The 15,874-nt window shown below is 39.1% G+C and carries 12 protein-coding genes; 6 read left to right on the top strand and 6 right to left on the bottom strand.

Annotation, left to right across the window (positions count from 1 at the left end; all coding sequences use genetic code 11):
* Positions 1–98 precede the first annotated feature (98 nt).
* The 4 genes from J8M01_RS17795 to J8M01_RS17780 all read right to left on the bottom strand — a co-directional run bounded on the left by J8M01_RS17795 (position 99) and on the right by J8M01_RS17780 (position 6,335).
* Complete coding sequence (locus J8M01_RS17795) at positions 99–3,299, bottom strand: CusA/CzcA family heavy metal efflux RND transporter (RefSeq protein ID WP_058405778.1); 3,201 nt, start codon at positions 3,297–3,299, stop codon at positions 99–101.
* Positions 3,300–3,310: 11 nt separating this feature from the next.
* Positions 3,311–4,621, bottom strand: coding sequence for an efflux RND transporter periplasmic adaptor subunit (locus tag J8M01_RS17790; protein WP_211058832.1), 1,311 nt, complete (start codon positions 4,619–4,621; stop codon positions 3,311–3,313).
* Between the two features lie 64 nt (positions 4,622–4,685).
* A complete protein-coding gene (locus tag J8M01_RS17785; protein ID WP_211058831.1) occupies positions 4,686–5,903 on the bottom strand; it encodes a TolC family protein in 1,218 nt (405 codons plus the stop codon).
* A gap of 81 nt (positions 5,904–5,984) precedes the next feature.
* Complete coding sequence (locus J8M01_RS17780) at positions 5,985–6,335, bottom strand: hypothetical protein (RefSeq protein WP_211058830.1); 351 nt, start codon at positions 6,333–6,335, stop codon at positions 5,985–5,987.
* Between the two features lie 164 nt (positions 6,336–6,499).
* Between J8M01_RS17780 and J8M01_RS17775 the strand changes: the two genes are divergently transcribed.
* From J8M01_RS17775 to J8M01_RS17760, 4 genes are all read left to right on the top strand, one after another.
* On the top strand, positions 6,500–7,399 hold the full coding sequence (locus J8M01_RS17775) for a cation diffusion facilitator family transporter (RefSeq protein ID WP_211058829.1): 900 nt from the start codon (positions 6,500–6,502) through the stop codon (positions 7,397–7,399).
* Positions 7,400–7,854: 455 nt separating this feature from the next.
* Positions 7,855–9,147 (top strand): TolC family protein, encoded by a 1,293-nt coding sequence (locus J8M01_RS17770; RefSeq protein WP_211058828.1) that lies wholly within the window; start codon positions 7,855–7,857, stop codon positions 9,145–9,147.
* Between the two features lie 70 nt (positions 9,148–9,217).
* Positions 9,218–10,114, top strand: a complete 897-nt coding sequence (locus J8M01_RS17765; RefSeq protein ID WP_211058827.1) for an efflux RND transporter periplasmic adaptor subunit — start codon at positions 9,218–9,220, stop codon at positions 10,112–10,114.
* A 10-nt stretch (positions 10,115–10,124) separates the two neighbouring features.
* The gene (locus J8M01_RS17760; protein ID WP_211058826.1) at positions 10,125–13,253 is read left to right on the top strand and encodes a CusA/CzcA family heavy metal efflux RND transporter; all 3,129 of its coding nucleotides are present in this window, start codon (positions 10,125–10,127) and stop codon (positions 13,251–13,253) included.
* A gap of 71 nt (positions 13,254–13,324) precedes the next feature.
* Here J8M01_RS17760 and J8M01_RS17755 read toward each other — a convergent pair whose 3' ends face one another.
* Both J8M01_RS17755 and J8M01_RS17750 read right to left on the bottom strand, forming a co-directional pair.
* Positions 13,325–14,212: a cation diffusion facilitator family transporter gene (locus J8M01_RS17755; protein WP_211058825.1), complete on the bottom strand. Its 888-nt coding sequence runs from the start codon at positions 14,210–14,212 to the stop codon at positions 13,325–13,327.
* Positions 14,199–14,930, bottom strand: a complete 732-nt coding sequence (locus J8M01_RS17750; protein ID WP_211058824.1) for a transglutaminase family protein — start codon at positions 14,928–14,930, stop codon at positions 14,199–14,201. Before J8M01_RS17750 ends, J8M01_RS17755 begins: the two co-directional genes overlap by 14 nt.
* Positions 14,931–15,007: 77 nt before the next feature.
* Between J8M01_RS17750 and cadR the strand changes: the two genes are divergently transcribed.
* The gene (gene cadR, locus J8M01_RS17745; protein ID WP_008128687.1) at positions 15,008–15,397 is read left to right on the top strand and encodes a Cd(II)/Pb(II)-responsive transcriptional regulator; all 390 of its coding nucleotides are present in this window, start codon (positions 15,008–15,010) and stop codon (positions 15,395–15,397) included.
* Positions 15,398–15,439: 42 nt separating this feature from the next.
* On the top strand, positions 15,440–15,817 hold the full coding sequence (locus J8M01_RS17740; protein ID WP_058405785.1) for a MerR family transcriptional regulator: 378 nt from the start codon (positions 15,440–15,442) through the stop codon (positions 15,815–15,817).
* Positions 15,818–15,874 lie beyond the last annotated feature (57 nt).

The following is a 15,874-nucleotide window of genomic DNA, read 5'->3' as shown; positions in this document are numbered from 1 at the left end:
TAATTTCATTAAACTTTTTGGTGAATCTTTACTATTAATTAATAGTCCCACACAAAACGTCACTTAGGTGTGGGATATTGGTTCTTAATAAAATTATTCTATCTAGATAACTCCTCAATTTTCTTTCTAGAAAACCAGCTATATAAAACAGGCAAGACAAACAGTGTTAGCAGTGTTGCTGTTACCAATCCGCCAACAATAACGCTCGCTAATGGACGCTGGATTTCTGCACCAACACCATTAGACATTAACATCGGTATCAAACCTAAAGCCGATGTTATTGCTGTCATTAAAACTGGCCTCAATCTGGAGGTTGCTCCTTCAAATACAGCTTGAGAAACTTCCAAGCCATCTCTAATTCGTTGGTTAATACTCTCTACCATTACCACGCCGTTCAATACAGCAACACCAAATAGTGTAATGAAGCCAACGGAGCTAGGCACGGACAAGTATTGTCCAGATAAATATAAGGAAAAAACACCGCCAATTACAGCAAGCGGTACGTTGACCAATATCAGCATTGCTTGACCAACAGAGCCAAAAGCAAAGTAGAGTAGCAGTGCGATTAGTGCTAACGATAAAGGTACAACAATAGCTAGTCTATTTTGAGCACGTTGCTGGCTTTCGAACTGACCGCCAATCGAAACAGAATAGCCTGAAGGTAAATCAACCTTATCAGCAATTACCGTTTTGATATCAGCAACTACGCTACCCATATCACGGTTTTGAACATTTGCTTGGATAACAACCCGTCTTTGTACATCGTCGCGTCTAACTTGCGGAGGCCCCGATTCAAACGACACCGTTGCAACATCACCTAAGCGTACCCAAGCACCTGTTGGTGACTGAATGCGAATATCAGAAATCGCTTCCTTATTTCGTCGGTATTCTTCTTCAATACGTACATAAACATCATAACGCTCATTGCCGTTAATTATTTGCCCAGCTTCAACGCCTCCGATACCATCTCGTACAACTTCCATAATATTAGTGACGGAAAGCCCGAATCTTGAAAGCTCTTGCCTGTTAGGCTTTACAACTAGTTGCGCTTCCCCTGCAATTTGTTCAAGGGCAACATCTTTTGCTCCATTGACTTCTCTTATGGCAGCTTCAATTTCCTGACCTTTAGCCGCCAAAACTTCGAGTTCTGGCCCAAATAACTTAATCGCCAATTGAGCTTTAACGCCAGATATTAGCTCGTCAACACGAGTCGCAATTGGCTGAGAAAAGTTAAGTAGTAGCCCCGGAAACTCTTCTAATGATCTTTCCATCTTACCTTGAAGTTCATAGCGGTTAGATGCACTTGTCCATTGTGAGATAGGTTTTAAACCAATGTAAATTTCTATATTGTTTACAGGCTCTGGGTCGCCGCCAATTTCTGCCCTACCTATACGGCTAAGTGCATAGGTTACTTCAGGGAACGCCATTAATTTTTCTTCTAGAATTGGCGCGACAGTTAACGCAGTATCTAAACTTGAAGAAGGTGCCAGCGTTACTCTTAAGTTTATCGTGCCTTCTTCTAACTCTGGCACGAACTCAGTACCAATATAAGGCACGGTTGCCAAAGCAGATATAACTAATAGTATGGATGTAGAAACAATCAATTTAGTGTGTTTTAGAGAAAATTTCAGCCCTTTTTTGTAGAGCATGTTTAACGGCTTGAGAACGAAACTTTCTCTCTCTTTTACACCAGATCTAAATAGATAAGTTGCCAGTGCAGGTACGATAAACAACGCAACCACAATCGCAGATACAACGGCTAAGATGATGCTTATTGCCATAGGTTGGAATAACTTTGCTTCAACCCCTTCAAAACTGAACAATGGCGCAAATACGACTAAAATAATCGAGGCTGCAAAAAAGACAGGACGAGCCACTTCTTTACCTGCTTCTGTCAGGCGCAGTTCAATACCATGATCGTCGTGTTCGACATCGTGCGGATCTGCGTCAGAAGTTGGAACGCGTTCCTTTACCGATTTCGAATGTGTCGCGTCAGGTCTATTTAAATGTTTAAACATATTTTCAACCATAACGACTGAACCATCAACTAGCATACCAATGGCTACGGCAATGCCACCCAGTGACATAAGGTTTGCAGAAATGCCCCACCAAGCCATGATCATTAACGCGATACCAATTGAAATTGGAATAGATATTAAGACGAGAAAGGTTGCACGTAAGTTCATCAAAAACAGTGCTAGAACAATCGCGATGAAAATAAATGCAAGTAATAAGGCATCTACAACAGTGTTAACGGCTTTTTCAATCAAATCAGCCTGATCATAAAATGGCTCAAAGCGAACACCTTCCGGCAATGCTTGATTAATTAATGGAATTCTTGCATTGATACCATCAATGGTGGCTTTAGTATTTGAACCCATGCGTTTAAGTACAATACCAGAGACAACTTCGCCTAAATTTTCGACTTTTCCATTGGGTGATTTTCGCGTCATGGTGACAGCGCCTTGACGAATTTCACTGCCCATTTCAACTTTAGCAATATCTGAAACCGTCACAACCGTTCCATCAACCGTTTTAACGGGAACTTGTTTGATGTTACTGATGCCAGCCTCACCACTCTCAAACCAGCCTGTGCCTCTAATGACAAGCTGCTCTTGTCCACGGTTCATGTACCATCCGCCAACGTTGGCATTATTGCTATCTAATGCGCTAACGATATCTTCTTGCGTTAGTTCATATGCTAGGAGCTTAGAAGGATCGACGTTGACTTGATATTGCCTAACATTACCACCAAAAGAGAGCACATCAGTAACGCCATCGACTGGCATAATAAGCAATTTTACTATCCAATCATTGAGGCTCCTGAGTGCCATAGCATCATAGCCAGCGTTTTTATCTGAAATAAGTAAGTACTGAAACACCTGACCTAAACCCGATGTGTTTGGTCCCATTTCTGGCGTGCCGACACCTTCTGGTATTAACTCTTTTGCTGCTTGAAGCCGTTCAAATACGAGTTGTCTTGCAAAGTAAATGTCGGTGCCTTCTTTAAACACTACGGTTACGCCAGAAAGACCTGTTTTAGAAATTGAACGTACTTGCTCAACATCTGGTAAGGCGTACATAACCGCTTCAATGGGGTAAGTAATAAGTTGTTCGACTTCTTCGGCAGCCAGTCCCGGTGCTTCAGTATTAACAGCGACTTGAACGTTAGTAACGTCAGGAAAAGCATCCAAATTTAATTTTGGGATCACCATAATTGAGCCGACAATTGTGGCAAACAGTGCAATTAATATAAGGAGTCTGTTGTTAACAGACCAATCTATTATTTTATTAAACATAGTCTTGCTCCTTAGTGGTTATGCGGATCAAATCCGCCTTTAGCGATTTCAGAAGCAACAAAAAATGCGCCTTTGGTTACAATTCGAGTACCACTTTCTAGTCCGATAATTTCTCTGAAATCACCTAAAGCTCGACCAAGATTAACTTCAGTCGCTTTAAACTCTCCGGGATGGTCTTCAACAAATACTGTCCAATCACCACCGGCACTGCGGATCAGTGAACCTTCTGGTACAGCCATCACTTTCTGTTTTGTGGCGAACTGGAAATAGACTTTGACGAACATACCAGAGTGGAGTTTGTCATCAGCATTTTCTACCGCTAATCTGATAATTCGGGTGCGGGTCTTGGGATCAATAGTATGTGCTTCTTGGATAACTTTAGCTTTGTAACTTTGACCTTCTAATTTGATTGTCGCAGGAGAGTTAATTGATAGACTAAGCTTTTTGTTTGGCGAGACTTTAGCCTCAACCCATAATTGTTTTTCGTCCGCAAGTAACATAACAGTATCTCCGGCATCAACGCGTTGGCCTTGGATAAAGTCGTCTAGAAGCACGACACCTTCACGCTGGGCAGTTAATGTATATTGTCCAAATGCTTTAATGTCTTTGTTAGAAATACCATTTATTGCTTTTTCAGTTAACCCTAAAGCAATGAGTTTCCCATAACTCGCATTGTATGTTGTTTCAGCTTGTAATAATCGACTTTCACTCACCGTCTTATTACCCAGCTTTTTTACACGTTGCCATTCGGTGGAGGCAATTAAATAGTCCGCTTGCGCTTGTGCCATTGCCTCACTAAATAAAGTGACTAACTTTTGACCTATTTCTACATGTTCTCCAAGAGCTGCATGGCGGCTAATAATGACGGACTCAGTGCGAGGTGAAACTACATAGCTGGTATATCCATTTGCCTTGATTTCACCGGGGGCGTATATCGCACTATATTTGTACTCAGGGACTACTCTTTCCACTTTGATGTTAGCAAGTGACAGTTTCTTTGGACCAATAGTGATACCTTCTTCTTGTTCTGCTCCCTCTTTATTATCACCTTCATGGCCGTGCTCATCATGGCCATCTTTATCTTCTTCATGTCCCTTTTCGTGAGCATGCTCGTCATGGTCATCTTTTTCTTCTTCATGTCCTTTTTCGTGATCATGCTCGTCATGGTCATCTTTATGTTCTTTTACGTCTTGCTTCGAAACCTTTGCGACAGAACCAGTATTATCTGACGACTGTGCAAAAGCATCATGATTTGTAGTAAGCCCTACTAACAGGCTGCTAATTACTACGGCTAATAATTTTTTACTAAATATTGTATTCATTTTTGTAACCTATATTTTTAATAAATTTAAGATTTCGTTTTTCTCTACTGAAAAATTAAAACGTTTAAATCTCAAATTTGGATAACTGACCCATACTTAAAACGAAGGATATTTCTGCAAGCTTGAATTGATTTTCCAAACGTATTCCTGCATGAAGACCTTCCGCACGTTGATTTAGTGCAAGTAAGTAGTCAGAAGTATTAATGTCACCAGCTCCCCAGCGCTTATTTAACAAATTTTCGCTACTATCTAATCTGCCTTGTGTGAGCTTTCGCCATTGCTCATAGTATTTTTTACTTACATTAAACGATTCATAATTAGCTTTTGCTTCAAAAGACTGCTTTCGATAAACCGACCGAAAGTTAGCCTCTGCTGCAATTGCTTCTGAATAAGCGGCTTTAACAGTATCTGAAAAGTTATTTCTGATGTTTAAAGGAATTGAGAAAGTCAAACCAACCAAGTCTTCATCACCACTTCTTCCCGCGCTAATTCCAATGGTTGGATTAGCTTTAGATTCCATAGTGGTTAGCTGAGCCTTAGATTGTTGTCTCTTCCATTGCGCTTTAGCGAGTTTAACTTTTGGATGATCTTCAACCCACTGGGAGTTAAATGAATAGCTTGTTGCTCCAAAAGTAAATGAAAACAAATTGGCTGTATTAGGCGTCCAATCAGGCAATAACTCCTGAACCTTTACCTCTGCATTTTTCAAAGCAATTTGAGACTCAGATATTTCACTGAAAATTTGGGACAAGTTTAAATAGACCAATTCAGCGTCAAGTGGCTCTAGAAGTCCGGCTTTTCGCTTATCTTCAACAATTCCAACGAGCGTTTGTAATTGATTTTCTCTTTCTGAAAGTAACTGAGCCGCCTTTTTTGCTGCTTGCCAATTAACTATTGCAGTTAAAGCGTTAGCTTTTTTAGAATCGAGTAGAGATAACAATTGTTGCTGGTTTGCATAAACATCAATTTCACCAATGCTTTTATTTGCTGATTGCTTATCCCAAAAATCAATCTTTTGACTGATACCAATAGAGTAATTATCAAAATCTCCCTCTTTTTCATAGCTTGCTTCAAGCTCTGGGTTATATACGGCTTGAGTTAAGCTTTTTGCTCTATGATTACTTGCATTAAGTAACTCTTTAGCCTCAACAACTTCGGGATCTTTATTTATTTGACTATCAAGCCATGAAATATTTTTACCTTTGCCATAACTGGCAACTGAAAAACTCACAGCCATACATAATGACAGGACTAAACCTGCATTTTTTAAAAATATATACATAAAACTTCTTAATTTTTTAATTTATAAACACGAACCCTTTATCCTTCTCATGGACAAATAGGTCATTAAAAATCAATCTAATTAAGAAATGGGTGGGCGAAGTATCGCTTCAAGGTAGGTATTGGTTTGATCAATTTGATAAGGCGTTTTATTGATAATGTTTAGTTTGCCCGTGGTATTTGAATTACTGACTAAAACCCAAGATAAGTGGCTGCCACTGCAATGACCACAGTGGTGACAATCTTTTTCATTATGCTGCTCATCATCTGCATTATCGTTTAAGGCATTTCGGTCATCGGCATGATCATGTTGAGTTTGAAGATGTTCTATATCTATTTGGTGATTCTCAGATGTTGAGGATGCGACAGCAGTTAACGATTGTAAAACAATCGAAACGACTAAGAGCATTTTTAGCACAACATTTAGATTCAAAGTTATTACCTGTTAAATATAGTATTTAAAATACTAGCAGAAACAATTCACTTAAACTAGATATTTCCTTAAGTTTCAGGCTTTTCACTTAAAATATTTTTTATTTGACTCTATAGCCACTATAGATTTTATACTTACTTTAATATTGTTACGGAATGTTAAATATGTCAGAGAAATGTAGTGGTCAGTGTCAATCATCTTCTACCAATGAAGACGTAAAAACTGATGCACAATTAGATAACTATAGTGGCGCGTTTGTCAGTACATATAAAGTGCCTCAAATGGACTGTCCTTCAGAAGAGAGGTTGATCAGATTAGCACTTGACTCAATTGAGCCTTCCGTTGGATTGCAATTTGATATTCCTAGTCGATTAGTCAAAGTTTTTCACGATGAAAATTTAGATGAGATAACAAAAAGATTACAACAGCTCAATCTCGGTGCAGAACTAGAATCAACCCAAAATAGTTGCAGTACGGAAGCTGCAAAAGCAAAAGACTTAGCTCAAAAAAATGAGATGAAAGAAGCATCAATTCTAAAATGGCTGTTAGCCATTAATGGAGTCATGTTTTTTATAGAAGTAATTGCTGGGATTATTGCACAGTCTGCTGGCCTAATTGCAGACTCATTAGATATGTTTGCTGATGCTGCTGTGTATGGTTTAGCTATTTATGCCGTAGGTAAAAGTATCAGTATGAAACTTAGAGCAGCACATATATCTGGTGTGCTTCAAGTAATTCTAGCGCTAGGTGCTTTGAGCGAAGTCGTAAGACGCTTTGTTTACGGTAGTGAACCGATCTCTTCTTTAATGATGATATTTGGTGGAATAGCACTAATCGCTAACGTTGCTTGTCTGTTTTTGATATTTGGCAACAAAGAAGACGGCGCTCATATGAAAGCGAGTTGGATTTTTTCAGCAAATGACGTTATCGCAAACGTTGGTGTAATTTTAGCTGGCTTATTAGTTACAGTAACAAGCAGTCGTTATCCAGATTTAGTGATTGGTTTGATAATTGCTCTTGTCGTTTTAAACGGTGCTCGCCGTATTTTACAGTTAAAGTATTAATTAGAGAGCCAAGAAAAGAATGCGCCCATCATATTTAAAACCATATATATCATACGTGATAATGATTTTAATCGCGGTGCAGTCTGTGTTTTTTTCGCTAGAAGAGCTTGAAGGAAACGTAATCGAAGCTTCTTTTAATACACCATTAACTGAGTCAATTACCCTCCTAAAAGCTCCAGAAGACTCCAATATGTTTGAGGTGAATAATAGCAACTCTTCAATTGATAATTGTAATTTTTGTTGCTGCTGTCACTTATTTTTAAATGCTGATTCTTCCTGTAACATTTTCCAAGCAACAGATCACTTCCTTACCTACTCCTTAGTTTATCCTGAGCTAAAAGGCTATATCTCGGTGCCATTCCGCCCACCTAAATACGCCTAAATTTTATAGAAAATTAAGAAAGGTCATATGTTAATGACCTAAATATCACATATAAATTTATAGGAAAGTATACATGGCACTTAATACCTGTGTGCATCGCAAGATAGCAACATTGAGGTGTGTAACACCTCGGCTTAAATATATCGCGTTTCTCGCTTTGTCACTTTTTACATTTAATGTCTATGCCTTTGAAAAGCAGTTAAACCTTCAAGAGGTAATTCAGTGGACGCTTAAACAAAATCCAGAACTTAAAATATTTGATTTCAAGCAAACGGCATTAACAGGACAAGAACAAACAGCAAGTTTAAATCCCGCTTATGAACTAGAAGTTGAAGCTGAGAATTTTGCAGGCTCAGGTGAATTTAATGCATTCGACAGTGCTGAATTAACAGTCGCTCTATCTTCGGTTATCGAAATGGGAGATAAACGCTCAGCGCGAATTGGACTTGTTTCAAAATCAAGAGCACTACTCAATGCTGAGAAAGAAGTCTCTGCGCTTAACTTAATGGCTCAAGTCACTGAGAAGTACGTGGAAGTACTTGCAGCCCAACAAAGAGTCTTGCTAGCTGGGAATGCTTTGAGCTTAGCACAAGAAACGTTAGAGATTGTATCTCAGCGTAACCGCGCAGGTGCTACTCCTGAGGCGGAAGTGAAACGATCAAAAGCGGTTATTGCTCAGGCTAACCTCACCCTTCAATCTGAACAAAAGCGCTTGGAATATTTGAAGCTCTCATTAGCAGCCTACTGGGGGGAAAACTCTGTAACCTTCTCAGAAGTAAAAGGTGATCTGTTTCAGTTTGGCAATGATAGTGATTTTAGTAGTCTCTTTGCGAAATTAGAGAAAAACCCTGCTATTCAAGTTTATGCAAGTGAGCAGCGACTAAAAGAGGCCGAATTACAGTTGGCTAAAACAGAGTCAACGGCCAATATCAAATGGTCTGTTGGTGTTAGGCGCTCTCAAGAAGCTAATGATACGGCACTGGTCGCTGGCTTTAGCTTACCTTTGTTTGCTGAAAAGCGAAATTCTGGTGCAATCGCTAGTGCGCTAGCAGAGCGTGACCAAGTTGCCATAGAGAAAGAGGCGACTAAGTTGAGGTTTAGAAATCACTTACTACGAGCATACTCCAATAGAAAACAAGCCATATTAACAGCTAATTCATTAAAGCAGTCAGTTATTCCAATGCTTGAAGATGCACTGGAAGATACTCAAGACGCCTATCAAAAAGGTAGATATGGGTACCTTGATTATGTATCGGCTAGACAAGAGTTGTTAAATGCTCGGCGAACCCTTATTGACGCGGCATCTGCTGCCCTTATTTACGGCGCAGAGATAGAAAAACTAACAAACGAAGCGCTGTCACTCTAAATAAACATCACTTTAAGTTTAATAACAATTTATTGATTCAGTTATTAACTGAATCGTTTAGGAATTCAAAATGAAAAACTATTTACTCGCACTATTGATTTTTATTGGGTATTTGTCACCCATTCAAAGTGCTTTCGCTAGTGAAGATGAACATGAAGGCGAAGAAGGCATAAGCAAAATCGACAATAATATGGCAAAAAAGGTTGGTGTTGAAACTGCCTATTTAGCTTCAAAAACGTTGAACCAAACTATCCCTGTATACGGCGCTACAACGATAGGCGCTGAACAATTATTTCAAGTTGGCGCTAGATATAACGGCGTTATAAAGACAATAAAATCCACCGTTGGTGATAAGGTAAAAAAAGGCGATCTATTAGCCGTTATTGAATCTAACGAAAGCTTAAATACCTATAAGATAATTTCCCCTGTTTCTGGTGTCGTTTTACAGCGAAATGGGAATATTGGCGGTATCACGCAAAACACCAGCTTGTTTGAAATCGTCAATTTTGACACGTTGTGGGCCGAATTTAAGGTTTTTACTAACCAATATAATCAAATCAAAGTCGGTCAACATGTTGACATTATGCATGGCGAGCAAGCATTCAACTCAACCATCACCAATATAATTCCAGCTAAAGATCAGCCTTATGTTTTAGCACGTGTACGATTAAGTAACACTGAGCTAAACCTAACCTCAGGCCAATTATTAATGGGCAGCGTAAAGATAAACCGATTTGAGGTGGATTTAGCCGTCGAGAAAGTTGCCATACAAGAACTGGGAGGACAATTTGGTGTCTTTGTAAAAGAAGATGAAGAGTACGAGTTTGCGCCACTTGTCCTCGGTCGTTCAGACAAAAACTATATCGAGGTCATTGATGGCCTCAGTAAAGACGCTGAATATGTAAACAAAAACAGTTATCTGATTAAAGCAGATATATTGAAATCTGAAGTAGAAGACGACGATTAGGAGACGCAATATGATTGAATCAATTTTGCGTCTTGCAATAAATAGGCGCTACTTAGTATTAAGCTTGCTGATGGTAATCATCGGCGTTGGTATGTGGAGTTATCAAAAACTTCCCATTGATGCAGTTCCAGATATAACAAACGTACAGGTACAAATAAATACTTCTGCTCCCGGTTATTCACCTTTAGAAGCAGAGCAAAGGGTAACCTTTCCTGTAGAAACCGCGTTAGCTGGACTACCAAAACTGTCTCACACCCGTTCCCTGTCAAGATATGGTTTATCCCAAGTAACCGTTATTTTTGAAGAGGGAACAGATATTTATTTCGCACGCAACTTAATCAATGCCAGACTAGCTGCGATAAAAGGCGTTATTCCCTCTGGCTTAGAGCCAGAAATGGGTCCTATTTCTACAGGGCTTGGTGAAATATTTATGTATACCGTACAAGCTTCTCCTGACGCTAAAATGTCTAATGGAGAACCTTATACCGCTATTACTCTGAGGGAAATTCAAGACTGGATCATTAAACCGCAATTGGCTCAAGTTAAAGGTGTCATTGAGGTCAACAGTATCGGCGGCTACAACAAGCAATATCACATAACGCCGAAACCTGAAAAATTACTTTTTCATCGTGTAAGCTTTGAAGAAATATCTGATGCATTGCGAAAAAACAATGATAACCGTGGCGCGGGTTATATAGAGCAAAACGGACAGCAAGTGTTAGTACGCTCCATTGGGCAACTAGCGACAATGGATGAAATACTCAATGTCATCATCAAAAAGAACGATGGTATTCCTGTAAAAATAAGTGATGTTGCCAATGTTGCTATAGGAAAAGAGCTTAGAACGGGAGCTGCTACTCGTAATGGTATTGAGACAGTGTTAGGTACAACCATGATGCTGATTGGTGAGAATTCTCGGACTGTTGCTTTAGATGTTGAACAGAAGCTCAGCGAAATACAAAAATCTCTGCCAAAGGGCATTACCGCAGAGCCTGTTTACGATAGAACAACGTTAGTAGATAAAGCCATTGCCACAGTTACCAAAAATCTCGTTGAAGGTGCGCTTTTAGTTATTGTTGTTCTGTTCTTACTGCTAGGAAACTTACGGGCAGCACTAATAACCGCCGCCGTAATACCAATATCAATGTTGATGACAATAACAGGAATGGTACAAGCGGGAGTATCTGCTAACTTAATGAGTCTAGGCGCATTGGACTTTGGTTTGATAGTGGACGGGGCTGTCATCATCGTTGAAAACTCTGTTCGTCGGTTAGCAGAGGCGCAACACAACAGTCATAGGCAAGACCTAAGGGAACGACTAAATACTGTTTTTGAAGCCACTTCAGAAGTCATACGTCCAAGCCTGTTTGGGGTAGCCATTATCACAGTGGTATACATACCTATTTTCACCTTAACTGGTGTTGAAGGGAAAATGTTCCACCCTATGGCCGCAACAGTCGTTATGGCGTTAATATCAGCAATGATCCTTTCAGTTACACTGGTTCCTGCTGCTGTTGCGATATTTATGAATGGTAAAATCAGCGAAAAAGAAAGTGTTGTTATTCGTTCAACCAAGTCTATTTATAAACCATTGCTGATTATGGCAATGAAATTTCGCTGGATTATTGTTTTATTTTCGACGCTCTTAATGGGGTTTAGCCTTTGGTTAGCAACTACATTAGGGACAGAATTTGTTCCACAATTAAATGAAGGTGATATAGCACTACAGGCGTTAAGAATTCCTTCGACTGGCCTAGAGCAATCAGTAGAAATGCAAGAAGTACTTGAACAACGCATTAAAGCATTTCCTGAGGTTGATAAAGTATTTTCGCGCATCGGTACTCCAGAAGTTGCGACTGACCCAATGCCACCGAGTATTGCTGATATCTTTGTTATTTTAAAACCACGTAAAGATTGGCATGACCCAGCAAAGCCAAAAAGTGAATTAGTTGAAGAAATGGAAGTGGTACTGAAAAACATTCCGGGCAACAACTATGAATTCACTCAGCCTATTCAAATGCGTTTCAATGAATTGATTTCAGGCGTTAGAGCTGACGTAGGTATCAAAGTATTTGGCGATGATTTGGATCGGTTATTACTGACCGCAAAAGATATTCTAAATATTGTGAAAACCGTCGATGGTGCAGCAGATGCCCGAATGGAACAAGTCACAGGTGTTCCATCTTTATCGGTAATTCCTAAACGCGAAGCGCTTGGTAGGTATGGTTTGAGTGTTACCGAACTGCAAGACTGGGTTGCCACTGCAATAGGCGGTGAATCTGCGGGGATCATTTATGAAGGTGACAGACGATTTGAGTTAGTTGTTCGTCTACCAGAGCAAACGAGAACGGATATCGATGGTTTGAAGTATCTGCCGCTTCCACTTGATAATGGTAACTATGTGCCACTTGAAGAAGTTGCAGAGCTTAAATCAGAGTCTTTACCTGCTCAAATTAGCCGAGAGAACGGAAAAAGAAGAGTTGTAGTTACCGTCAATGTACGTGGTAGAGATTTAGGCGGTTTTGTAAAAGAAGTGAAAGCTAAAATTAATCAGGAAGGAGAAATCCCCGCAGGATACTGGCTTGATTATGGCGGAACGTTTGAACAGCTAGAGTCAGCGAGTAAAAGATTAAGCTTAGTTGTACCGATCACATTAGTTGTTATCTTAGGTATTTTGGTTATTGCATTTGGTTCATTAAAAGATGCGTTGATCATTTTCAGCGGCGTACCTTTAGCATTGACTGGGGGCGTATTTTCTCTTTATTTAAGAGACATGCCCTTATCAATTTCGGCAGGTGTCGGCTTCATAGCATTGTCAGGTGTTGCCGTATTAAATGGCTTGGTTATGTTGGCTTTTATTCGAGACCTTTGGCATGAAAAAGGCGACCTTTACGTTGCAATCATTGAAGGTGCCATCATTCGTTTAAGACCTATTTTAATGACGGCTCTGGTCGCAAGTTTAGGTTTTATTCCAATGGCGTTAAACACTGGAATTGGAGCAGAAGTACAACGACCACTAGCAACAGTTGTTATCGGCGGTATTGTATCTTCTACCATTTTAACTTTGTTTGTATTACCTGTTTTATATCAGTGGGCGCATGGCTCTGAGAGTAATAAACAGCAATCTGACGAAATTTAAAACCCAAAAAGCAGCTTAATTTATGTTTAAGCTGCTTTTATATTTAATCTATTTATTTCAATTTTTAAAGTTTAATTCGCATCATCTCGGCAGCTTTCATTTAAAAACTCAAACTCTATCGTCGTATGCGATAAATGATAGGAAACTAATTTAGTTGCAACTTCTTGTTTAAGTCTAATTAAGTCTTCAACTTCAAAGTTGTCACTCAGCTCAAGATGCGCTGTTAAAACGTGACTTTCACCATCTAGTGACCAAAAGTGCATGTGATGGATACCATTAACTTCTGGAAATTCCATTAATGATTGTTTAATACGTTCTTGGGTCTCTTTTTCTGGTGCCGCTTGAAGAAAAAGTACCAACGTTGATTTCAAGTTTCTAAAAACGTTAAATAAGATAAATAGCGTGAAGCCAATTGATAATAAAGGGTCTAAAATTGGCAGTTCAACAAAAAGAAGTACGACAGAAACAATAAGAACAGCAACCCAGCCAAGTACATCTTCAAGTAGATGCCATGTCAGCACTTTTTCATTTAGTGTTTCACCCGCTTTTAATTTAAATACCGCATATCCATTAACGACAACACCGAGTATGGCAAGTCCCAGCATCCCCTCAACTACAGGCATTTCAGGATTGGACAACCTCGGTATTGCTTCAAATAAAACCCAAACTGAGCCAACGACCAACACTATGCAATTTATCAATGCCCCGAACAAAGTGAGTCTTCGATAGCCATAGCTATATTTATCTGACGCTTCTTTGTTTGAAAAACGACTTAATATCCATGCAAAACCGATAGACAGGCTATCACCTAAGTCATGTACCGCATCAGCCATGATAGCTGTGCTGTTGGTAAGCCAGCCACCTATAAACTCTATTATTGTGAATGTTACATTTAGAAAAAACGCCCAACCAATACGGTCGTCTTGTCCATGTTGATGACTGTGATTATGGTTGTGCATTTTGTACCTCCAGTACTGTCTTTTTTCTAATATTAGCGACATTGAAGTTGATCAGATGACGGATCACTCGTTGATACATCCAACGTTTCACGCCTGATAAGTTAGTTCCTTGCTCACGATAGAACTCATCAGGGGAATCATAAAGTCCGAAATCGTCATGAATACCTTCTTTTTGTATATAAGTATCAGTTCCGCGCCAATTTGTATCTGGAGCAGAGAAGCATTTTGTCGCAACACCATAACCACAAAAGTTATCTTTTTCTTCGCTAAATTTCTGTTGTAACGAAGTGAGATATTGCCCATCCAAGATAAAGCCTTCTAAGTTGATCCAACGTCCATCAAAGTAAACCTCTACCCAACTGTGGATAATGTATTTCGGCGCTAACCAAAAGACATACGTTGGAATTGCACCTTTTTGTAATTGCTGATCAATGGTGAACCCGTGAAATCGGCATTGAATACCTAACCCTCGTAACAAGGCCATCAGTAAGTTACCTTTGGTATTACATTGTCCGTAACCATCCGCTAAAACATTGCTTGCAGAAATGTCATCGCTTTCATTGTAGCCAAATAATATTTCATCTTTAACAAATTGGTAGGCCGCACCAATTTTGTTGAAATCATCCAAGCTTTTCCACCTTCGTTGATTTATGAGGGATTGGATATTTTTGTGTTCAAAATTGACTATGCTGGTCTTGGTTAGATACTTATCACACATTTTTACCCCTTATTAACTTGTATGCTTTAACTATAAAACCTATAGTAACTATAGAGTCAAGTTTATTGGAAAGGTTTATGAAAATTGGCGAATTATCGAAAACATCAGGCTGTTCAATACAAACAATTAGGTATTATGAAAGAGAAGGGTTGCTTTCAGATCCTGAGCGCTCTGAGGGTAACTTTAGGTTGTATTCCAATAAGGCGTTAAAAGAGCTGGAATTCGTTAAGCATTGTCGCAGCCTCGATATATCTCTTGATGATATCAAACGTCTTATTGAATTAAAGAATAAGCCAGAAGAAAGCTGCTCTAGTGTGAATGAATTGATTAAGCAGCAATTAAATTTAGTCAACAAACGCATGAAAGAATTAAAGGCCTTAAAAAATGAATTACAACATATGGCAAGTACATGCAATTCTGATAATACCATTGAAGGATGCGGTATTATTAAGTCGTTGGATAGTTAATCTAAATTCTGCTTTGAGCTATTCTTAGTCGCAAAGGCAATTATGAAAACCATTGGTAAATTAGCACAATCATTAAATTTAAACGTAGAAACCATTCGTTTTTATGAGCGAGAAGGACTTATTACACAACCTACAAAACCAATATCAGGTTATAGACAATATGACGAAACAATAGCAGGACAACTTAGGTTCATCACAAAAGCCAAAATGCTCGGCTTTACGTTAAAAGAAATTAAATCGCTAATGTCTATGGACAACGACTGCGCTCAAGTTGAGTTATTAAGCCGACAAAAGTTAGCAATCATTCGAGAAAAAATTAGCGACCTTCAACGTTTAGAGAAAGTAATTGTGGATATGACAAATACCTGTATACAAAACGATGATCCAACATATTGCCCTATTATTGATTCATTAAAATGATTGACTCCGTACTCATGTACGGAGTTTAAAGTGCTGGTAATATCAACCAATAGACTT

This window comes from Pseudoalteromonas sp. MMG005, from assembly GCF_018101015.1.
Lineage (GTDB): Bacteria > Pseudomonadota > Gammaproteobacteria > Enterobacterales > Alteromonadaceae > Pseudoalteromonas > Pseudoalteromonas aurantia.
Note: the sequence above shows the minus strand (reverse complement) of the source record. Positions and strands in the feature narration are given on the sequence as shown.

Bases quoted from the DNA above. Each gene is read 5' to 3' on its own strand.
- J8M01_RS17740 (WP_058405785.1), top strand. From the start codon at position 15,440: ATGAAAACCATTGGTAAATTAGCACAATCATTAAATTTAAACGTAGAA.
- J8M01_RS17795 (WP_058405778.1), bottom strand. From the start codon at position 3,299: ATGTTTAATAAAATAATAGATTGGTCTGTTAACAACAGACTCCTTATA.
- J8M01_RS17755 (WP_211058825.1), bottom strand. From the start codon at position 14,212: ATGCACAACCATAATCACAGTCATCAACATGGACAAGACGACCGTATT.
- cadR (WP_008128687.1), top strand. From the start codon at position 15,008: ATGAAAATTGGCGAATTATCGAAAACATCAGGCTGTTCAATACAAACA.
- J8M01_RS17770 (WP_211058828.1), top strand. From the start codon at position 7,855: ATGGCACTTAATACCTGTGTGCATCGCAAGATAGCAACATTGAGGTGT.
- J8M01_RS17765 (WP_211058827.1), top strand. From the start codon at position 9,218: ATGAAAAACTATTTACTCGCACTATTGATTTTTATTGGGTATTTGTCA.
- J8M01_RS17750 (WP_211058824.1), bottom strand. From the start codon at position 14,930: ATGTGTGATAAGTATCTAACCAAGACCAGCATAGTCAATTTTGAACAC.
- J8M01_RS17775 (WP_211058829.1), top strand. From the start codon at position 6,500: ATGTCAGAGAAATGTAGTGGTCAGTGTCAATCATCTTCTACCAATGAA.
- J8M01_RS17760 (WP_211058826.1), top strand. From the start codon at position 10,125: ATGATTGAATCAATTTTGCGTCTTGCAATAAATAGGCGCTACTTAGTA.
- J8M01_RS17790 (WP_211058832.1), bottom strand. From the start codon at position 4,621: ATGAATACAATATTTAGTAAAAAATTATTAGCCGTAGTAATTAGCAGC.
- J8M01_RS17785 (WP_211058831.1), bottom strand. From the start codon at position 5,903: ATGTATATATTTTTAAAAAATGCAGGTTTAGTCCTGTCATTATGTATG.